Annotated in this window: 20 protein-coding genes; 12 read left to right on the forward strand and 8 right to left on the reverse strand. The window is 51.6% G+C overall.

Annotated features, from left to right (window positions below; all coding sequences use genetic code 11):
• The first annotated feature begins 18 nt into the window (after nucleotides 1-18).
• Nucleotides 19-1038 carry an NAD(P)-dependent alcohol dehydrogenase gene (locus tag ACLJZ5_RS14670; RefSeq protein WP_024797441.1) on the forward strand — a complete coding sequence of 340 codons (1020 nt, stop codon included), beginning with the start codon at nucleotides 19-21 and terminating at the stop codon, nucleotides 1036-1038.
• A gap of 27 nt (nucleotides 1039-1065) precedes the next feature.
• Here the strand turns inward: ACLJZ5_RS14670 and idnK are convergent, their stop codons facing one another.
• Nucleotides 1066-1596: a gluconokinase gene (gene idnK / locus ACLJZ5_RS14675; RefSeq protein WP_024797440.1), complete on the reverse strand. Its 531-nt coding sequence runs from the start codon at nucleotides 1594-1596 to the stop codon at nucleotides 1066-1068.
• 216 nt (nucleotides 1597-1812) lie between these two features.
• On the opposite strand from idnK, the gene idnD reads away from it, so the two are divergent.
• The 4 genes from idnD to ACLJZ5_RS14695 all read left to right on the forward strand — a co-directional run bounded on the left by idnD (nucleotide 1813) and on the right by ACLJZ5_RS14695 (nucleotide 6076).
• On the forward strand, nucleotides 1813-2844 hold the full coding sequence (idnD, locus tag ACLJZ5_RS14680) for an L-idonate 5-dehydrogenase (RefSeq protein ID WP_000453357.1): 1032 nt from the start codon (nucleotides 1813-1815) through the stop codon (nucleotides 2842-2844).
• Nucleotides 2845-2868: 24 nt separating this feature from the next.
• Nucleotides 2869-3633 carry a gluconate 5-dehydrogenase gene (gene idnO / locus ACLJZ5_RS14685; protein ID WP_000998688.1) on the forward strand — a complete coding sequence of 255 codons (765 nt, stop codon included), beginning with the start codon at nucleotides 2869-2871 and terminating at the stop codon, nucleotides 3631-3633.
• Nucleotides 3634-3694: 61 nt separating this feature from the next.
• Complete coding sequence (gene idnT, locus ACLJZ5_RS14690) at nucleotides 3695-5014, forward strand: gnt-II system L-idonate transporter (RefSeq protein WP_001128348.1); 1320 nt, start codon at nucleotides 3695-3697, stop codon at nucleotides 5012-5014.
• A 63-nt stretch (nucleotides 5015-5077) separates the two neighbouring features.
• A complete protein-coding gene (locus ACLJZ5_RS14695; protein ID WP_001244065.1) occupies nucleotides 5078-6076 on the forward strand; it encodes a LacI family DNA-binding transcriptional regulator in 999 nt (332 codons plus the stop codon).
• 194 nt (nucleotides 6077-6270) lie between these two features.
• Here ACLJZ5_RS14695 and lptG read toward each other — a convergent pair whose 3' ends face one another.
• The 3 genes from lptG to ACLJZ5_RS14710 form a co-directional block, all read right to left on the reverse strand.
• The gene (gene lptG / locus ACLJZ5_RS14700; protein ID WP_001182242.1) at nucleotides 6271-7353 is read right to left on the reverse strand and encodes an LPS export ABC transporter permease LptG; all 1083 of its coding nucleotides are present in this window, start codon (nucleotides 7351-7353) and stop codon (nucleotides 6271-6273) included.
• Nucleotides 7353-8453, reverse strand: coding sequence for an LPS export ABC transporter permease LptF (gene lptF, locus ACLJZ5_RS14705; RefSeq protein ID WP_000584132.1), 1101 nt, complete (start codon nucleotides 8451-8453; stop codon nucleotides 7353-7355). Before lptF ends, lptG begins: the two co-directional genes overlap by 1 nt.
• A gap of 63 nt (nucleotides 8454-8516) precedes the next feature.
• A complete protein-coding gene (locus ACLJZ5_RS14710; protein ID WP_212724070.1) occupies nucleotides 8517-8567 on the reverse strand; it encodes a hypothetical protein in 51 nt (16 codons plus the stop codon).
• Nucleotides 8568-8847: 280 nt separating this feature from the next.
• Between ACLJZ5_RS14710 and pepA the strand changes: the two genes are divergently transcribed.
• The 3 genes from pepA to ACLJZ5_RS14725 all read left to right on the forward strand — a co-directional run bounded on the left by pepA (nucleotide 8848) and on the right by ACLJZ5_RS14725 (nucleotide 13794).
• A complete protein-coding gene (pepA, locus tag ACLJZ5_RS14715; protein WP_024797439.1) occupies nucleotides 8848-10359 on the forward strand; it encodes a leucyl aminopeptidase in 1512 nt (503 codons plus the stop codon).
• A 136-nt stretch (nucleotides 10360-10495) separates the two neighbouring features.
• Nucleotides 10496-10939 carry a DNA polymerase III subunit chi gene (gene holC / locus ACLJZ5_RS14720; protein WP_024797438.1) on the forward strand — a complete coding sequence of 148 codons (444 nt, stop codon included), beginning with the start codon at nucleotides 10496-10498 and terminating at the stop codon, nucleotides 10937-10939.
• Nucleotides 10939-13794 carry a valine--tRNA ligase gene (locus tag ACLJZ5_RS14725; protein ID WP_024797437.1) on the forward strand — a complete coding sequence of 952 codons (2856 nt, stop codon included), beginning with the start codon at nucleotides 10939-10941 and terminating at the stop codon, nucleotides 13792-13794. Before holC ends, ACLJZ5_RS14725 begins: the two co-directional genes overlap by 1 nt.
• A gap of 141 nt (nucleotides 13795-13935) precedes the next feature.
• Here the strand turns inward: ACLJZ5_RS14725 and ACLJZ5_RS14730 are convergent, their stop codons facing one another.
• The gene (locus ACLJZ5_RS14730; RefSeq protein ID WP_024797436.1) at nucleotides 13936-15123 is read right to left on the reverse strand and encodes a YjgN family protein; all 1188 of its coding nucleotides are present in this window, start codon (nucleotides 15121-15123) and stop codon (nucleotides 13936-13938) included.
• A 194-nt stretch (nucleotides 15124-15317) separates the two neighbouring features.
• Here ACLJZ5_RS14730 and ACLJZ5_RS14735 point away from each other — a divergent pair, with 194 nt between their 5' ends.
• Both ACLJZ5_RS14735 and ACLJZ5_RS14740 read left to right on the forward strand, forming a co-directional pair.
• On the forward strand, nucleotides 15318-15821 hold the full coding sequence (locus ACLJZ5_RS14735) for a GNAT family N-acetyltransferase (RefSeq protein WP_024797435.1): 504 nt from the start codon (nucleotides 15318-15320) through the stop codon (nucleotides 15819-15821).
• A gap of 106 nt (nucleotides 15822-15927) precedes the next feature.
• Nucleotides 15928-16416 (forward strand): DUF3617 domain-containing protein, encoded by a 489-nt coding sequence (locus ACLJZ5_RS14740; RefSeq protein WP_000826193.1) that lies wholly within the window; start codon nucleotides 15928-15930, stop codon nucleotides 16414-16416.
• 244 nt (nucleotides 16417-16660) lie between these two features.
• Here the strand turns inward: ACLJZ5_RS14740 and miaE are convergent, their stop codons facing one another.
• The gene (miaE, locus tag ACLJZ5_RS14745; RefSeq protein ID WP_049826045.1) at nucleotides 16661-17473 is read right to left on the reverse strand and encodes a tRNA isopentenyl-2-thiomethyl-A-37 hydroxylase MiaE; all 813 of its coding nucleotides are present in this window, start codon (nucleotides 17471-17473) and stop codon (nucleotides 16661-16663) included.
• An 11-nt stretch (nucleotides 17474-17484) separates the two neighbouring features.
• A complete protein-coding gene (rraB, locus tag ACLJZ5_RS14750; RefSeq protein ID WP_000002940.1) occupies nucleotides 17485-17901 on the reverse strand; it encodes a ribonuclease E inhibitor RraB in 417 nt (138 codons plus the stop codon).
• Nucleotides 17902-18001: 100 nt separating this feature from the next.
• On the opposite strand from rraB, the gene argL reads away from it, so the two are divergent.
• Together argL and argF are read left to right on the forward strand one after the other, a co-directional pair.
• Nucleotides 18002-18097 carry a putative translational regulatory protein ArgL gene (gene argL / locus ACLJZ5_RS14755; RefSeq protein WP_223148976.1) on the forward strand — a complete coding sequence of 32 codons (96 nt, stop codon included), beginning with the start codon at nucleotides 18002-18004 and terminating at the stop codon, nucleotides 18095-18097.
• Nucleotides 18067-19071, forward strand: coding sequence for an ornithine carbamoyltransferase (argF, locus tag ACLJZ5_RS14760; RefSeq protein ID WP_000103041.1), 1005 nt, complete (start codon nucleotides 18067-18069; stop codon nucleotides 19069-19071). Before argL ends, argF begins: the two co-directional genes overlap by 31 nt.
• A 73-nt stretch (nucleotides 19072-19144) precedes the next feature.
• Here the strand turns inward: argF and ACLJZ5_RS14765 are convergent, their stop codons facing one another.
• Nucleotides 19145-19597 carry a YhcH/YjgK/YiaL family protein gene (locus ACLJZ5_RS14765; RefSeq protein ID WP_000583453.1) on the reverse strand — a complete coding sequence of 151 codons (453 nt, stop codon included), beginning with the start codon at nucleotides 19595-19597 and terminating at the stop codon, nucleotides 19145-19147.
• Between the last annotated feature and the right edge of the window lie 665 nt (nucleotides 19598-20262).

The raw sequence follows: 20262 nt of genomic DNA on the forward strand, positions 1-20262 counted from the left end.
CACATTAAGGGAAACACAATGACGATAATAAAAAGCTACGCCGCCAAAGAGGCGGGCGGCGAGCTCGAACTCTATGAATATGACGCGGGAGAACTCCAACCGGAAGATGTCGAGGTACGGGTCGACTACTGCGGGATCTGCCATTCCGATCTGTCGATGATCGACAATGAATGGGGGTTCTCTCAATACCCTCTGGTTGCCGGACATGAGGTCATCGGTCGGGTGGCCGCGCTCGGCAGCGCGGCACAGGATAAGGGGCTAAAAGTCGGCCAGCGCGTTGGAATCGGCTGGACGGCGCGCAGCTGCGGACACTGCGATGCCTGTATCAGCGGCAATCAAATTAACTGCCAGGAAGGCGCAGTGCCCACTATTCTCAATCGTGGCGGTTTTGCCGAGAAGCTTCGCGCGGGCTGGCAGTGGGTAATTCCTCTTCCGGAGAATATAGATATGGCGTCCGCAGGCCCGCTGTTATGTGGCGGCATTACGGTCTTTAAACCGCTATTGATGCACCATATTACTGCTACCAGCCGCGTTGGCGTCATCGGTATCGGCGGGCTGGGGCATATCGCCATAAAGCTGTTACATGCAATGGGCTGCGAAGTCACCGCGTTCAGCTCAAATCCATCGAAGGAGCAGGAAGTGCTGGCGATGGGGGCCAATAACGTGGTGAACAGCCGCGATCTGGAAGCGTTAAAAGCACTGGCGGGCCAGTTCGATCTCATTATTAACACGGTCAACGTCGATCTCGACTGGCAGCCCTACTTCGAAGCGCTGACGTATGGCGGCAACTTCCATACCGTTGGGGCGGTATTGAAGCCGCTGCCCGTACCGGCGTTTACATTAATTGCCGGCGATCGCAGTATCTCAGGCTCGGCAACCGGAACGCCATATGAACTTCGCAAACTGATGAAATTCGCCGGACGCAGCAAAGTCGCGCCCACCACGGAACTGTTCGCAATGTCACAAATCAACGAGGCTATTCAGCACGTTCGCGACGGCAAAGCCCGCTATCGTGTAGTGCTAAAAGCTGACTTCTGACCGCCTGACTCAGCGCTTTGGCAATGATCAGGAAGCGCTGAGTGCCTGACGAAAAGCCTGTACAGCCTGTCGGCACTGCTCCGTCACGTGCTCGATGTCATGATTAACATCGATACGCGCAATATCATGTTCATCGGCACAGGGTCGCTCCAGCGCGTCAAACTGACTTTGCAGCAGGTCTGGCGGCATAAAATGCCCGGCACGACGCTGCATTCGCAGCAGAATGGTAGCGTAATCGCCATCCAGCCACAGGAAATGTACGTTAGGGCTGCTCTTACGTAAAATATCGCGGTACTGTTTTTTTAATGACGAGCAGACAATAAATCCCGTCTCATTTTTTTTATAAAGACTGTATGAAGCGTCATTTAATCGTTCCAGCCAGGGTAAGCGGTCTTCATCAGTTAACGGTATTCCCTTAGACATTTTATCAATGTTTTTCGCCGGATGGAGATCATCGCCGTCAATAAACTTCGCAGAAAATAATGTTGCAATTTTGCTGCCTATTAAAGACTTACCACTACCTGAAACACCCATTAAAATATAGCTTTCCCCGGCCATTTAAATACCTCTGAGTCATATTCCACTCCACAATATTACGCCTCTACGTTCGACAATTTCACGTTTTTTAATTTCCATAGAGAAGAACTCTAAGGCACATCACGTTATGCGTAACATTGTAGTGTAACAATTTTCCAGCGTGACATAAGTCACAAATAGTGACAAATAAAACCGCTTAAATGCATTCAGGGTAACTACCTGACCAGTGAGGAATTTATGGAAGTAAAAACTCAATCCTGCGTTGTTGCGGGTAAGCGTGCTGTTGCCGTTACGGAACAAAATATTGAATGGAATAATAAAGGAACACTCGTACAAATTACCCGTGGCGGCATTTGTGGGTCTGACTTACATTATTATCAGGAAGGCAAAGTCGGCAATTTTACAGTAAAAGCGCCAATGATTTTAGGTCATGAAGTGATTGGCAAAATTGTTCATAGCGACTCAGATTTATTACGTGAAGGACAACCGGTAGCGATTAATCCATCGAAGCCTTGCGGTCATTGCAAATACTGTCTGCAGCATGAAGAAAACCACTGTACTGAAATGCGTTTCTTTGGCAGCGCCATGTATTTTCCGCATGTCGATGGCGGTTTTACCCGATTTAAAGCTGTCGATACCGTTCAGTGCATTCCCTGGCCGGAACAGGCAGACGAAAAAGCCATGGCCTTTGCCGAACCGCTGGCGGTTGCCATTCATGCGGCTCATGAGGCGGGCGATCTGCAAGGCAAACGCGTCTTTATCTCCGGCGTTGGCCCTATCGGCTGCCTGATTGTTAGCGCGGTAAAAACGCTGGGCGCGGCGGAAGTGGTATGTGCCGATATCAGTACCCGTTCTCTCTCGCTGGCCCGGCAGATGGGCGCGGATACGCTGGTGAACCCACAGCATGACTCTCTCGATGACTGGAAAGCAGAAAAAGGGTATTTCGATATCAGTTTTGAAGTCTCTGGGCATCCTTCCTCTATCTCAACGTGTCTGGAAGTCACACGGGCCAAAGGCGTGATGGTGCAGGTTGGCATGGGCGGCGCAGTCCCCAACTTCCCGATGATGATGCTAATAAGCAAAGAGATCTCCCTGAAAGGCTCTTTCCGCTTTACTACCGAATTTAATACTGCGGTTTCCTGGCTTGCCAACCGCGTTATCAATCCGCTGCCGTTACTGAGCGCGGAATATCCATTTACCGACCTGGAAGCGGCGCTGATCTTTGCCGGAGACAAAACACAGGCGGCAAAAGTTCAGCTCGTTTTCTGAGAAAGTAAAATAAGGGACACTATCATGAACGATCTTTTTTCACTGGCAGGTAAAAATATCCTTATCACCGGAGCCGCTCAGGGAATTGGTTATTTGCTGGCGACCGGTCTTGGTCGCTATGGCGCGCGCATTATTGTTAACGATATTACCCCGGAGCGCGCCGAAACAGCCGTGACGAAACTTCAGCAGGAAGGGATAAAGGCTATTGCCGCTCCCTTTAATGTCACCCATAAACAGGACATTGAAGCTGCGGTTGAACATATCGAAAAAGATATCGGCGTCATTGACGTCCTGATAAATAACGCCGGTATCCAGCGCCGTCATCCGTTTACTGAGTTTCCCGAGCAGGAGTGGAACGACGTCATCGCCGTAAATCAGACCGCGGTTTTTCTCGTCTCTCAGGCCGTTACGCGCCGTATGGTGGCGCGGCAGGCAGGAAAAGTGATCAACATCTGTTCGATGCAAAGCGAGCTGGGCCGCGACACGATTACGCCATACGCCGCATCGAAGGGTGCCGTGAAGATGCTGACTCGCGGCATGTGCGTGGAGCTGGCGCGTCATAATATCCAGGTCAACGGTATTGCGCCGGGATACTTCAAAACGGAGATGACCAAAGCGCTGGTTGAAGATGAAGCCTTCACCTCCTGGCTATGCAAACGTACGCCTGCCGCACGCTGGGGCGATCCCCAGGAGCTTATTGGCGCAGCGGTGTTTCTCTCGTCAAAAGCCTCCGACTTTGTTAACGGACATCTGCTGTTTGTCGATGGCGGTATGCTGGTTGCCGTCTGACCAGGGAAATACGACGCAGCGCGTAAGCGCTGCTATTTTGGCGCTAATAAGAGAGACGAATATGCCATTAATAATTATTGCGGCAGGCGTTGCGCTGCTGTTGGTCTTAATGATTGCCTTTAAAGTTAACGGCTTTATCGCCCTTGTTCTGGTTGCCGCCGTGGTGGGTTTTGCCGAAGGGATGGGCGCGCAAGACGTCCTGCACTCCATACAAAACGGAATTGGCGGTACTCTGGGCGGACTCGCCATGATCCTCGGTTTTGGCGCGATGCTGGGAAGATTAATTTCCGATACCGGCGCCGCGCAGCGCATTGCGACGACGCTCATTAATACGTTCGGCAAAAAACGCGTGCAATGGGCGCTGGTGATCACCGGGCTTATCGTCGGCCTGGCAATGTTTTTTGAAGTCGGATTCGTACTGCTGTTGCCGCTCGTTTTTACGATTGTGGCCTCATCGGGACTGCCCTTGCTGTATGTCGGGGTTCCAATGGTCGCCGCCTTATCCGTTACGCACTGCTTCCTGCCGCCGCATCCCGGCCCTACCGCTATTGCGACAATTTTTGAGGCAAATCTCGGTACGACCCTGCTGTATGGGTTAATCATTACCATACCGACCGTGATTGTTGCCGGCCCTCTGTTTTCAAAATTACTGGCGCGATTTGAAAAAGCGCCGCCTGAAGGATTATTTAATCCTCACCTATTCAGTGAAGAGGAGATGCCGTCATTCTGGAACAGTATTTTTGCCGCCGTGATCCCGGTCATTCTGATGGCCATCGCAGCGGTATGTGAAATCACGCTGCCAAAAACGAATGCCGTGCGGGTTTTCTTCGAATTTATCGGTAATCCAGCAGTGGCGTTGTTTATTGCCATTATCATCGCCATTTTTACGCTGGGGCGACGCAATGGACGTACGGTTGAGCAGGTGATGGATATCGTCGGCGAGTCCATTGGCGCTATTGCGATGATTGTTTTTATCATCGCGGGCGGCGGCGCGTTTAAGCAAGTGCTGGTGGATAGCGGCGTGGGTCAATATATCTCGCAATTAATGACCGGCACCTCGCTATCTCCGTTATTAATGTGCTGGACGGTAGCCGCCGTGCTGCGTATTGCGTTAGGTTCCGCGACCGTGGCCGCGATAACCACAGCGGGCGTCGTATTGCCGATTATTAACGTAACCCACGCCGATCCGGCGTTAATGGTACTGGCGACAGGCGCGGGAAGCGTTATTGCATCACATGTTAACGATCCCGGTTTTTGGCTGTTTAAAGGGTATTTTAATCTTAGCGTCGGGGAAACCCTACGCACCTGGACCGTTATGGAAACATTGATTTCTGTCATGGGGTTGCTGGGCGTACTGGCGCTGAATGCGGTTCTGCATTAATTCATCATCCGCAGCCCAATTAACCATGGGGGCGACGTTCCCGCCCCCGGTACTGGAGAAAACATGAGGAATCACAGAATTTCTTTGCAGGATATCGCTACGCTTGCTGGCGTGACAAAAATGACGGTGAGCCGTTACATCCGCTCACCGAAAAAAGTCGCCAGGGAAACCGGCGAGCGTATTGCGCAGATCATGGAGGAAATTAACTACATACCAAATCGCGCGCCAGCTATGCTGTTAAACGCGCAAAGTTACACTCTGGGCGTGCTGATCCCCTCTTTTCAGAACCAGTTGTTTGCCGACATTCTTGCCGGGATTGAATCCGTAACGTCGGGTCATAACTACCAAACTCTCATTGCGAATTACAATTACAATCGCGATTCGGAAGAAGAGTCCGTTATCAATTTATTGTCCTACAATATCGACGGCATTATTCTTTCAGAAAAATATCATACCCTCAGAACCGTCAAATTCCTGCGCTCAGCAACCCTTCCGATTGTAGAACTTATGGACATCCAGGGTGATCGCTTAGATATGGAGGTGGGGTTTGATAACCGTCAGGCCGCCTTTGATATGGTCAGCACCATGCTGGATAAACGCCAGCGGCGTAAAATCCTCTATCTGGGTTCAAAAGACGATATCCGTGATGAGCAGCGTTATCACGGCTACTGCGATGCGATGACGCGCCGGGGGCTGGCGCCGTTGCGCATCAATCCCCGCGCTATCTCCTCTATCCATCTGGGGATACAGCTAATGCGTGATGCGCTTACTGCGCACCCGGACGTGGATGGCGTCTTTTGTACAAATGACGATATCGCAATGGGCGCTCTACTTTGGTGCCGCGAGCGTCAACTGGCCGTACCGGAGCAGATCTCCATCGCCGGCTTCCACGGTCTGGAGATGGGCAGGCAAATGATACCGAGCCTCGCCAGCGTAATTACCCCTCGTTTTGAGATCGGGCGCAGAGCCGCGCAGATGTTGCTCAACAAAATTAAAAATAACGATCTCAACCATAATACGATTGATTTGGGTTATCAGATTTATCACGGCAGCACGTTATAAATTTTTTGATCTACTTTTTCCCGCAGCTTGCCTGAGCTTAACGCGTAGCCAAAAGCGCCACGCGTCAGGTTACGCACTACATCATTCGAGTAATACCAGGCGGTCTGCCGGATGGCGGCGGAAAGGACTTATCAGGCCTACGGGTTCTGGTAGGCCTGATAAGCGCAGCGCCATCAGGCCTACGATTACTGTGATTACGACTTACGCAGCATTAGCCACAGGCTAATCAGGAAGAAAGACGCGCTCGGCAGCAGCGCGCCGACAATCGGAGGAATGCCGTATACCAGCGTCAGCGGGCCAAAAATCTGGTCGAGAACGTAAAAAACGAAGCCGAAGCTAATCCCCGTCACCACGCGCACGCCCATCGGCACACTACGCAGCGGGCCAAAGATAAACGACAGCGCCATCAGCATCATCACCGCCACGGAGAGCGGCTGGAAGATTTTACTCCACATATTGAGCTGATAACGTCCGGCGTCCTGTCCGCTCGACTTCAGATATTTAACGTAGTTATGCAGACCGCTGATGGAAAGCGCATCCGGGTCCAGCGCCACCACGCCTAACTTATCCGGCGTCAGATTCGTTTTCCAGGTGCCGCTCACCGTCTGCGAACCGGTGATCTGTTTCGGGTTTTGCAGATCGGACTCATCCACCTGCGACAAACGCCAGACCTTATGCTCCGGGTCGAATTTTGCCGAAGCGGCGTAACGCACCGACTGCAAACGACGCTGATCGTTGAAAGCGTAAATACTAATGCCGGCCAGCTCCTCGTCGCCCTTCACTCGTTCAATATAGACAAAGTTATTCCCGTCTTTCGCCCACAGACCTTGTTGGGTGGAAAGCAGCGAACCGCCATACATCGCCTGCGCACGATAGTTACGCGCCATCTGCTCGCCCTGCGGGGCGACCCATTCGCCGATCGCCATGGTTAACAGCACCAGGGGGATAGCCGTTTTCATCACCGACAGCGCCACCTGCATACGGGTGAAACCCGATGCCTGCATCACCACCAGTTCGCTACGCTGCGCCAGCATCCCCAGCCCCAGCAGCGCGCCAAGCAGCGCCGCCATAGGAAAGAAGATCTGGATATCCTTAGGTACGCTGAGCAGGGTGTACATACCCGCGCCCAGCGCGTCGTAGTTACCCTGCCCCGCTTTTTTCAGCTGGTCGACAAACTTGATGATCCCGGAGAGCGACACCAGCATGAACAACGTCATCATGATGGTGGTAAAAATGGTTTTACCGATATAGCGGTCAAGTACACCAAATGGCTGCATTATACCGCTCCTTTACGCAGAAAACGGGCTCGCAGGCGGCGGACCGGCACCGTATCCCACAGGTTTAAACCAATCGCCAACGCCAGATAGATCAGGTTGACCGCCCACATCCAGATAACCGGGTCCAGTTTGCCTTTACCGCCATTCGATTTAATGGAGGTCTGGATCAGGAAGAACAGCAGATAAAGCAGCATGGCGGGCAACATAGACAAGACGCGCCCCTGACGTGGATTCACCACGCTGAGCGGCACGACCATCAGCGCCATCATAAATACGGTAAAGACTAACGTGATACGCCAGTGCAGCTCGGCGCGAGCGCGATCGTTGTCGGTATTCCACAGCGTGCGCATGTCCATCTGGTCGGTATCGTTCGGGTCCAGCGCCACGGCCTGATGGCCAATAATCGCCTGATAGTTCTGGAAGTCGGTGATGCGAAAATCGCGTAGCAACGCCGTCCCTTCAAAACGCGTCCCTTTGTTTAAGGTGACAACCTGGGAACCATCGCGCAACTGAGTAAGGTGTCCGGAATCGGCCACGACCACAGAAGGACGAGCATTGCCCTTAGGGCGAATTTGCGCCAGGAAAACATCGTGGAAGTCGCTGCCGTCAACGCTTTCGATGAACAGCACCGAGCTGCCGTTGGTCGCCTGCTGGAATTGTCCCTGCGCCAACGCCGCCATACCGGGGTTCGCTTTCGCCTCCGCCAGTACTTCATCCTGGTGTTTTGACGACCAGGGGCCGGCCCACATCACGTTAACCGCCGCAAGGATACCGGTAAATAACGCCAGTACCATGGCGGCCTTTACCAGCACGGCTTTGCTCAACCCACAGGCGTGCATGACCGTAATTTCACTTTCGGTATACAGTTTGCCCAGCGTCATCAGCAGCCCCAGGAACAGGCTTAAAGGCAGGATGAGCTGCGCCATTTCCGGTACGCCCAGCCCCAGAAGCGAGAGCACCAGATTTGCGGGAATATCGCCGTCAACCGCCGCGCCGAGAATCCTCACTAACTTTTGACAAAAGAAGATCAAAAGTAAGATGAAGAGTATCGCCAGCTGGCTTTTGAGCGTCTCCCGCACCAGATATCTTATGATTATCACTTTAAATACGCCCGTAAAAACCCATTTTTTTGCTGGAATTTAGCTTGTTTCATGGCTTAAACGTCATTTATTCTCTTGAGTCGTCGAAATCATCGCTAAGATCATTATACTCAGCGGATTCACCTCTCAGAACTTGTTCTGACGTGCCAATGCCGTAATAACGTTAAGATTAACACGAAGTCACCGCAACAGCGGACATGAGTTACGAAAGCTTTCAATTTCTATACTCTAATGGATTTCGAGTTGCAGGCAGGCGGCAAGACTGTGAAGCCCCGGAGCTTACATCAGGTAAGTGACAGGGGTGAGCAGGCGCAGCCAACGCATCTGCAACTTGAAAGACGACGAGTATAGCTGTAGCCACCACTGTTGTCTTTAAGATTCAGGAGCATAGTGCATGGAGTTCAGTGTAAAAAGCGGTAGCCCGGAGAAACAGCGGAGTGCCTGCATTGTCGTGGGCGTCTTTGAACCGCGTCGCCTTTCTCCGATTGCAGAACAGCTCGACAAAATTAGCGACGGATACATCAGCGCATTGCTGCGTCGCGGCGAACTGGAAGGAAAACCGGGGCAGACTCTGTTGCTGCACCATGTTCCTAACGTTCTTTCCGAGCGAATCCTCCTCATTGGTTGCGGCAAAGAGCGCGAGCTTGATGAACGTCAGTATAAGCAGGTTATTCAGAAAACGATAAATACTCTGAATGATACCGGCTCGATGGAAGCCGTCTGTTTCCTGACCGAACTGCACGTCAAAGGCCGCAACAACTACTGGAAAGTGCGTCAGGCCGTCGAAACGGCCAAAGAGACGCTTTATAGCTTTGATCAACTCAAGACCAACAAGAGCGAGCCGCGCCGCCCGCTACGTAAGATGGTCTTTAATGTGCCGACCCGCCGTGAGCTCACCAGCGGCGAACGCGCCATTCAGCACGGTCTGGCCATCGCCGCCGGGATTAAGGCTGCGAAAGATCTCGGCAACATGCCGCCCAATATCTGTAACGCCGCCTACCTGGCGTCACAGGCGCGCCAGTTGGCTGACAGCTACAGCAAAAATGTCATCACCCGCGTCATCGGCGAACAGCAAATGCGCGAACTGGGTATGAACGCTTATCTGGCGGTCGGCCACGGTTCGCAGAATGAATCGCTGATGTCGGTGATTGAGTACAAGGGCAATCCATCCGAAGACGCGCGCCCGATCGTGCTGGTGGGTAAAGGCCTGACCTTCGACTCCGGCGGCATCTCCATCAAGCCATCTGAAGGGATGGACGAGATGAAGTACGACATGTGCGGCGCGGCGGCGGTTTACGGCGTGATGCGTATGGTCGCCGAGCTTCAGCTACCGATTAACGTTATCGGCGTACTGGCGGGCTGTGAAAACATGCCGGGCGGACGCGCGTATCGTCCGGGCGACGTGCTGACCACCATGTCTGGTCAAACCGTTGAAGTCCTGAACACCGACGCCGAAGGCCGTCTGGTTTTGTGCGACGTGCTGACCTACGTTGAACGCTTCGAGCCGGAAGCGGTTATCGACGTCGCGACGCTAACCGGCGCCTGCGTGATTGCGCTGGGCCATCACATTACCGGTCTGATGTCGAACCATAACCCGCTGGCGCATGAACTGATCGGCGCGTCCGAGCAAGCGGGCGACCGCGCGTGGCGTCTGCCGCTGGGCGATGAGTTCCAGGAACAACTGGAGTCCAACTTTGCGGATATGGCGAATATTGGTGGTCGTCCTGGCGGCGCTATCACCGCAGGCTGCTTCCTGGCGCGCTTTACCCGTAAGTACAACTGGGCGCACCTGGATATCGCCGGCACCGCCTGGCGATCCGGCAAAGCGAAAGGCGCAACGGGTCGTCCGGTAGCGCTGCTGTCGCAGTTCCTGCTCAATCGTGCGGGCTTTAACGGCGAAGAGTAAGTTTGAGATTACCCCGTAGGCCTGATAAGGCGTATTAGCGCCGCCATCAGGCGTTTTGCCGGATGGCGCTGCGCTTATCCGGCCTACGGGAGGCATCATGGCAACGCATTTAAATCCACCACAAGAAGCCCCATATATGAAAAATGCGACGTTCTATCTTTTGGATAATGACACTACCGTCAACGGTTTAAGCGCCGTTGAACAACTGGTGTGTGAAATTGCCGCAGAACGTTGGCGCGCCAGCAAGCGCGTGCTGATCGCCTGCGAAGATGAGAAGCAGGCCATTCGGCTGGATGAAGCGCTGTGGGCGAGACCGGCGGAAAGTTTTGTCCCGCACAATCTGGCAGGCGAAGGCCCACGCGGCGGCGCGCCGGTCGAAATCGCCTGGCCGGAAAAACGCAACAGCAGCCCACGCGATATTTTAATCAGCCTGCGTACAAGCTTTGCAGATTTTGCCACCGCTTTCACAGAAGTGGTAGACTTCGTCCCTTACGAAGAAACTTTGAAACAACTGGCGCGCGAACGCTACAAAGCCTACCGCGTGGCTGGTTTTAACCTGAATACGGCAACCTGGAAATAATGGAAAAGACATATAACCCCCAAGATATCGAACAGCCGCTTTACGAGCACTGGGAAAAGCAGGGCTATTTCAAGCCTAACGGCGACGAAAGCAAAGAGTCCTTCTGCATCATGATCCCGCCGCCGAACGTCACCGGCAGTTTGCATATGGGACATGCTTTCCAGCAAACCATCATGGATACCATGATCCGTTACCAGCGTATGCAGGGTAAAAACACCCTGTGGCAGGTCGGCACCGACCACGCAGGGATCGCAACCCAGATGGTGGTTGAGCGCAAGATTGCCGCTGAAGAAGGTAAAACCCGTCACGACTACGGCCGCGATGCGTTTATCGACAAAATCTGGCAGTGGAAAGCGGAATCCGGCGGCACCATTACCCGTCAGATGCGCCGTCTCGGCAACTCCGTTGACTGGGAGCGCGAGCGCTTCACCATGGACGAAGGCCTTTCCAATGCCGTGAAAGAAGTCTTTGTTCGCCTGTACAAAGAAGACCTGATTTACCGTGGCAAACGCCTGGTGAACTGGGACCCGAAACTGCGCACCGCCATCTCTGACCTGGAAGTGGAAAACCGCGAGTCCAAAGGCTCGATGTGGCACATCCGCTATCCGCTGGCCGATGGCGCGAAAACCGCAGACGGTAAAGATTACCTGGTCGTCGCCACCACTCGTCCGGAAACCGTATTGGGCGATACCGGCGTGGCCGTGAACCCGGAAGATCCGCGTTATAAAGATCTGATTGGCAAATTCGTTATTCTGCCGCTGGTTAACCGCCGCATTCCGATTGTGGGCGACGAACACGCCGATATGGAAAAAGGCACCGGCTGCGTGAAGATCACCCCGGCGCACGACTTTAACGACTATGAAGTCGGGAAACGTCACGCCCTGCCGATGATCAACATCCTGACCTTTGACGGCGACATTCGCGAAAGCGCGGAAGTGTTCGATACCAAAGGTGAAGAGTCTGACGTTTATTCCAGCGAGATTCCGGCTGAGTTCCAGAAGCTGGAACGCTTTGCTGCCCGTAAGGCCATCGTTGCTGCCGTTGACGCGCTGGGCCTGCTGGAAGAAATTAAACCGCACGATCTGACCGTTCCTTACGGCGACCGTGGCGGTGTAGTTATCGAACCGATGCTGACCGACCAGTGGTACGTCCGTGCCGACGTGCTGGCGAAACCGGCGGTGGAAGCGGTTGAGAACGGCGACATTCAGTTCGTGCCGAAGCAGTACGAAAACATGTACTTCTCCTGGATGCGTGATATCCAGGACTGGTGTATCTCTCGTCAGTTGTGGTGGGGTCACCGTATCCCGGCATGGTACGACAACGACGGCAACGTCTACGTTGGCCGTACCGAAGACGAAGTGCGTCAGGAAAATAGCCTCGGCGCCGACGTTGCGCTTCGTCAGGACGAAGACGTTCTTGATACCTGGTTCTCCTCCGCGCTGTGGACTTTCTCCACCCTCGGCTGGCCGGAAAACACCGACGCGCTGCGTCAGTTCCACCCCACCAGCGTGATGGTGTCCGGCTTCGATATCATCTTCTTCTGGATTGCCCGCATGATCATGATGACCATGCACTTCATCAAAGATGAAAACGGCAAGCCGCAGGTGCCGTTCCATACTGTCTACATGACCGGTCTGATTCGCGACGACGAAGGCCAGAAGATGTCCAAATCCAAGGGTAACGTTATCGACCCGCTGGATATGGTGGACGGCATCTCCCTGCCGGAACTGCTGGAAAAACGCACCGGCAACATGATGCAGCCGCAGATGGCGGAGAAAATCCGCAAGCGTACCGAGAAGCAGTTCCCGAACGGCATTGAGCCGCACGGCACCGACGCCCTGCGCTTTACCCTGGCGGCGCTGGCCTCGACCGGCCGCGACATCAACTGGGATATGAAGCGTCTGGAAGGTTATCGTAACTTCTGTAACAAGCTGTGGAACGCCAGCCGCTTTGTGCTGATGAACACCGAAGAGCAGGATTGCGGCTTCAACGGCGGCGAAATGACGCTGTCGCTGGCGGACCGCTGGATCCTGGCGGAATTCAACCAGACCGTTAAAGCCTACCGCGACGCGCTGGACAGCTTCCGCTTCGACATCGCCGCGGGCATTCTGTATGAATTCACCTGGAACCAGTTCTGCGACTGGTATCTGGAGCTGACCAAGCCGGTAATGACCGGGGGTTCCGAGTCTGAACTGCGCGGCACCCGCCATACGCTGGTCACCGTACTGGAAGGTCTGCTGCGCCTGGCGCACCCGATCATCCCGTTCATCACCGAAACCATCTGGCAGCGCGTGAAGGTTATCTGTGGCATTATCGCCGATACCATTATGCTGCAGCCGTTCCCGGAATATAACGCCGCACAGGTGGATGAAGCCGCGTTGGCCGATACCGAGTGGCTGAAGCAGGCGATCGTCGCGGTACGTAACATTCGTGCGGAAATGAACATCGCCCCGGGCAAACCGCTGGAACTGCTGCTGCGCGGCTGTAGTGAAGAAGCCGTTCGTCGTGTTAACGACAACCGTAGCTTCCTGCAAACCCTGGCGCGTCTGGAAAGCATCACCGTGCTGCCAGCTGATGACAAAGGCCCGGTTTCCGTGACCAAAATCATCGACGGCGCTGAACTGCTGATCCCGATGGCTGGCCTCATCAACAAAGACGATGAGCTGGCGCGTCTGGCGAAAGAAGTGGCGAAAATCGAAGGCGAGATTGCCCGTATCGAAGGCAAACTCTCCAACGAAGGTTTCGTTGCCCGCGCGCCGGAAGCGGTCATTGCCAAAGAGCGTGAGAAGCTGGACGGTTACGCAGAAGCGAAAGCGAAGCTGATTGAGCAGCAGGCGGTTATCGCCGCGCTGTAATCTGAAAGCCTGATGGCGCTTCGCTTACCAGGCCTACACGTTCGCTTATTGAAATGGCGCGATCGGTAGGCCGGATAAGGCATTCACGCCGCCATCCGACAACATGAATTATGGGCCGACGTAAACGTCGGCCTTTTTACATCAGATAAACGGGAAGTAAGGCATGATGCCACGAGAAATCCACATTAGCGGGCCATTTTCCAGCGGCGTCTCATCATTGGTTAACTCAAGTGAATCCAGATCGCCCTGGACCTGTGTATTCTGCGCCAGCCAGCTCACCAGCCCAATTTTCAACCACGGATAAGCCAGCCCTAAGGTCACGCCGGAAATCACAAACACCACCAGTAACCGCCACAGCATACCGTGTGAAGTGACAGAGGAATGAAAACGAATCGAATCGTTCGCCAGTGACAAATTGTTTAAAAACAGGTTGCGTAACGCCACATATAAGTAACTGGTTACCACAATAATCGCGAGAAAATAGAGGAAATAACATGCCATTATCTGGCTATAATATTGCAGAATAAGCGCCCCTTCTGCCTGCGCATTCCCCATCATACTCAAAAGAATCATGTCGGTGAACACCGGCGCGATTAGATAACCAATCACGACAGCAAAAGGGAAAAGGGTCAACATTGCCAACACGCACCCTCTGATGCACGTTTTAACATTAACCTGAATCGAGAAACGATGAATGCCAAAGTTTGCGCCATTGCCAAACAAGGTCATCCATTTGCTGTAGGTAATACCGTTAATGACCCCTATCCCAATAATAGCCAGCAAACCGAGAAAAACGATATTGAACACTAAACCGCCGACGGCGATGGTTACCAGTGAGATAATATAAAGAACAATATAAAGCGCCACCATCAGGAGTACCGGGAGAGCGAACATGTACCACCAGGCTCGCCGCATGGAACACTGGAATCCAAAATGTACGCCATTAAGCGAAGTCATCATCGCCTGATACTGTAATCCTTTCACCGCCATAAAAGGAATAATCGCAATTAATAAGCCGAATAGCGTAAAACCGAGACCGGGATGACCGTGTTCAATAAGAGAGAGGCTAACAATATAAATAATAAAAACTAACAACACACTAATAAATAATGCGCCGCCCGTGGCTTTGTAAGCAAAAGGCTGATTGTTTAGCGTCATATTAGTATAAATATAACGTCGACATTTCACCATCGCCCACGGCGCATAGATTCCCAACGTGATACACGTCAACAAGAAATTCACAAGGCAAATAACAAAATACTTTCCGCCCTTGCCTGTAAACACCAACGTGTGATTATGGTTATCTTTACTACTGATAACGTTATTCATGAATCATATCCCTGACTTGCAGTCTATTAGAATTAATAATAAAAATCAGTAGATTGTTACTGATTCGACTACAATACTATTTTTGTTTAATTTTTCCGCCTTTTATTTTGTCTGATTCAGGATCTCCTTGCGCGTGACTCAAGACGGTGGTATTAAAGTAATCTATAAATAAATTTTAAAAATTGAGCCATATTATGAATAATGTCGCCTCGCCAACGCTCACGGTGCGCCGAATCACTACCGCCGACAATGCCGCTATTGCTCGTGTCATCCGTCAGGTTTCAGCGGAATACGGACTTACCGCCGATAAAGGTTATACCGTTGCCGACCCCAATCTGGATGAACTGTATCAGGTTTATAGCCAACCGGGCGCGGCCTACTGGGTGGTAGAGCAAAACGGTTGTGTGGTGGGCGGCGGCGGCGTGGCGCCGTTATCCTGTAGCGAACCAGACATTTGTGAACTGCAAAAAATGTATTTTTTACCGATGATTCGTGGTCAGGGGCTGGCGAAAAAGCTGGCGCTGATGGCGCTGGATCATGCCCGTGAACAGGGTTTTAAACGCTGCTATCTGGAAACAACGGCTTTTTTACGCGAGGCGATTGCGCTATACGAACGTTTAGGATTTGAACATATTAGCGAACCGCTCGGCTGCACCGGACATGTCGATTGCGAAGTGAGGATGTTAAAGGATCTCTGAAAACCAGGCGTTTATTTATCCTCGCCAGGTATTATTTTTGCTGATATAAGTAATCCCGGAAACATCCTGTTATCCGGGAATCACTTATTATTCAAGGAAGTTATAAATGAAACGCCTATTATCAGCAATTGTTTTCCCCGCTATGTTTATTAGTATCTCTAATGTATATGCATTAGATATACAGCCCGGCGAATGGAAAATGGAAAATATAGAAATGCGCACCATCAATCCAGATACAAAAGAAGTATTAATGGATGAAAAAAATTCGGGCATAGCGACGCTTATGTGTTATACCCCTAAAATGTCTGAAGATTCTAAAAAAATGGTGAAGGGTTTTTCTACCAGTGCAGGCGGTTGCACGACAACATTTGTAGAAAGTACGGATACCAAACTGATCAATGAGACTGTCTGTAATAATCCTGATGTCAAATCGCACTCTATTGTAGAAACGACGAAAATAAGCGATACAGAATTTGCGATGACCATGAAATCGGATGTCGATGCAGGAGGTAATAAAACAACCTCCATCAACAAAATTAAACAAACTTTTGTTGGCAAGACCTGCTCTGAAGCGTCAAAAGGCGTGAAACAGTAACTATTTCAACACAAAAACCCGTAGTGGTTGATGCAAAAATGGCATTATTCACGGTCAACTTTCGGGAATATAACACTGAGTGAGTTCTTTTTTGCCTGCCGCTGGCAGGCTTTACTCAGAACAGAATATCATGAAAATGACCTTTCCTGCTCGCCAGCAGCTTGATGCCGGGCGGATGACCACCACAAATTTTGCAGGTGGCGACAGCGTAAAAGATAAAAACGCTAATCTTTAATTTTACCCTTTATCCGGCGGCTGGCACGCCGCTATGAAAACGAAACTCGCGGTCTGGCGACAAGATAAGGTCAGCTTCCACCTCGCCAAAATAGCGCACGCGCGCAGAAATGTCCTCGGCGGAAATCTGCTGCGCCAGCGCCAGGTAATCCTGATAATGCCGCGCTTCGGAGCGCAGAAGCGAGAGATAAAACGTCTGTAAATCCTCATCCAGCCAGGGCGCCAGAGCGGCAAAACGTTCGCAGGAGCGGGCTTCGATATACGCCCCGCAAATCAGCTTATCAATTAAGGTGAGCGGTTCGTGCGTGCGTACCGCTTTCAACATTCCTTTCGCGTAGCGGCTGGCGGTGATTTTCACATAAGGAATGTTTCTGACCTGCATGACCTCGCGTACCTGCCAAAAATGGTGCAACTCCTCTTTAATCAATAACACCATATGGTCGATAAGCTGACGACCCCAGGGGTCATCAGTTTGCGGCATGGCGCTTTTGCTAATCTGTTTATGCAGGGCAACAAAATCCGGCTCCGGCCCCTGACGAAACGCGAACGCCTCGTAAGGTTGCAGCCAGGCGAGCAGCGCGTCGGCGCCCGATTTATCGGCGACATATTTACGCACCAACAGCAACGCGGTTTGCGCAGCCTTCAGTTCGCAGATCAAGTGATCGGTAAGCAGAAGAGGAAGATTTTGCGGATCGCGGGCCTGGACAATCCACGCCTGCGGCGTCGGGCAATGCAGGAAATTAAGCACCGGAGAGAGTATTTGCGGGTAATTCATACGTAACCTGTTAAAAAAATACGACAGCAGACGCTGCCGTACCGTCATACTATGCAGCTTTAGTGACGCACGCCGTCGTCATCTTCATCGACATAATCGTCGTCATCACCCTCTTCGCCATTAGGGTCTTCAAAATAGGTTCCCCAGCCGTCGTATTCGACATCATATTTTTCTGCCAGGTTCATCAGTTGCTCAACCTGAGCGTCGATGAGTTCGGCGTTCAACGCGCACTCGCTGAGGATGTCGCAACAAATAACCGTATCGCCCTCTTCCACTTCCAGCTCTTCCGGCTCCGTCACTTCATAGCCGAGTTTAAAGGCTTCTACCGCGGCTTTTTCCAACGTTTCGAAATCGTCAGCGGAAAGGTGATGCTCGATAGTGTACAGCGCATCCGGATCGCTGCCGTCCTCAAGTAACTCTTCAATAATTAACCGCGTTTCTTCACGCTGCTCTTCCAGTAATTCCGGGTTTGCCATAGCTCGTTCCTCATAGATGTCCTGCCGATACTCTTATTGTCACATACCGCCGACGTTGCCTCCACCTTATCGAGAAAAGTTTTATCAAACAGGGTTGCAAATGAATAATCATCCATATAAAGTGAATTTTAATTCAATGAGAGGCCTAAGCCATGTGAGGGAAGTATGTCTACGTTTTACCAAAAACCTTTTTTAAAGTTACTTGATTTCACCGCCAGCGAGCTCACTGCTCTGTTGCAGCTTGCCGCCAAACTGAAAGCCGATAAGAAAAACGGTAAAGAAGAACAAAAGCTGGTGGGTAAGAATATTGCGCTCATCTTCGAAAAAGACTCGACCCGGACACGATGCTCTTTCGAAGTTGCCGCATACGATCAGGGGGCGCGCGTGACGTACCTGGGTTCCAGCGGGAGCCAGATCGGCCATAAAGAGTCCATCAAAGATACTGCCCGCGTCCTGGGCCGGATGTTTGACGGTATTCAGTATCGAGGATATGGCCAGGAGATCGTCGAAACGCTGGCTGAATATTCCGGTGTGCCGGTATGGAACGGTTTAACCGATGAGTATCACCCAACGCAATTACTGGCGGATCTGCTCACCATGCAGGAACATCTGCCGGGTAAAGCCTTTAACGAGATGACGTTGGTCTATGCCGGAGACGCGCGTAATAACATGGGTAACTCCATGCTGGAAGCCGCCGCGTTAACAGGATTGGATCTCCGTCTGGTCGCGCCAAAAGCCTGCTGGCCGCAAGCCGCGTTAGTGGCGGAGTGCAGCGCCATGGCGAAAAAGAACGGCGGCGCCATCACCCTGACCGAAGATATCGCCTCGGGCGTAAAAGGCGCGGATTTTATCTATACCGATGTTTGGGTCTCTATGGGCGAACCCAAAGAGAAATGGGCGGAGCGTATTGCCCTGCTGCGTGATTATCAGGTCAACAGCCAGATGATGGCGTTAACCGGCAATCCGCAGGTTAAGTTCCTGCATTGTCTGCCTGCGTTCCATGATGACGAAACCACGCTCGGCAAAAAAATGGCCGAAGAGTACGGTTTACATGGCGGGATGGAAGTGACCGACGAGGTTTTTGAGTCTGCGGCCAGCATTGTCTTTGATGAAGCGGAAAACCGAATGCATACCATCAAAGCAGTAATGGTAGCGACGCTGTCTAAATAATGTCGTTATGATGCCGGATGGCGGTTGGCCTACAAAATCGCAACGTGCAGGCGCCGCCATCCGGCACAAAATATTACGCCATCAGCATTTTCACAACCGCTTTACGTACCCGCGCCGGTTCTCCCACCGCGCACAGGGGCTTATGCACTTCGCCGGGATAAAACACCACAAAGTCACCTTCGTTCAGGACGACGGTTTTCTCGCCGATGCTCGTCGGTAAAAATGCAATGTCTTTATCCGCCAGCCAGTCCGTGTGCGGCGTTCCCGCAGGCCGGGTACTGAATGCCATCCCTTCCTGACCTTGTAGCACAATCTGAATATCAAGATAACGGGCGTGGTACTCTGCGCTGCGCGATTCGCCCGGCTCCGTCATATTTTCAGAAATCATATAAAACAGCCTGTCGCCGTCAATGTCATACTTACCTGGCGCGGTCGTTGCCGTGACATGCGCATTGACGTGCTCAATCGCCTGCCGTAACGCCGTCGGCAGCCAGGCCTCCAGATGTTCAATATTGCCAATAATCATCGCATCCCCTTAGTTAAAACAGCGTTTTATTTTTTCTCTTTATACGAGAAAAATGGCTGCCATACTACCCTTACTCTCATCGATTTTGCGCCAGCGCATGTTTATCGCCAGCGGTGTTTATATATTGTTAATAGTTCGCCCAACTTTATGCAGTACCTATGCATAAACCCCAGCGGCGCCAAATCGCCATCACTAACAACCCCTTGATATTAAAGGCGTTAACATAAAAACGTTTTAGCGATCACAATTCGCTCTTCCCGCATAAATGACTTCTATATCCATAGTTATTTTTAAATTATTTAAATATCCCCGATAATAAAATCCCCCTCACGCATAGTTATGCAATTCTCAAGAATAATCACTTTATTTTCAATTAGTTAAGATTTAAATATCATTCAATACAACAAACAAATAATTAACAATAAAAAAATAACAAACCATATAGCTGCGTAGTAATTCATTTAATGCCTTATTGTTTTTTGAATTTCTCTGACCCGGCTCATATATTAAATAAGAAAAATAGCACTCCTTGATTGATGTGAATCTCATCACATTAACAACCCAAATAAAATTCAATCATTGCTCCCGAATTTAACTGAAACGCCGCGACTGCAAGCACGCTAAATATTTGCAGTCACTCCTTCTTTATTCTTGAAATTATGTAA

Origin of the sequence: Salmonella sp. 5800, from assembly GCF_046558195.1 — a bacterium.
GTDB classification, from domain to species: domain Bacteria; phylum Pseudomonadota; class Gammaproteobacteria; order Enterobacterales; family Enterobacteriaceae; genus Salmonella; species Salmonella enterica.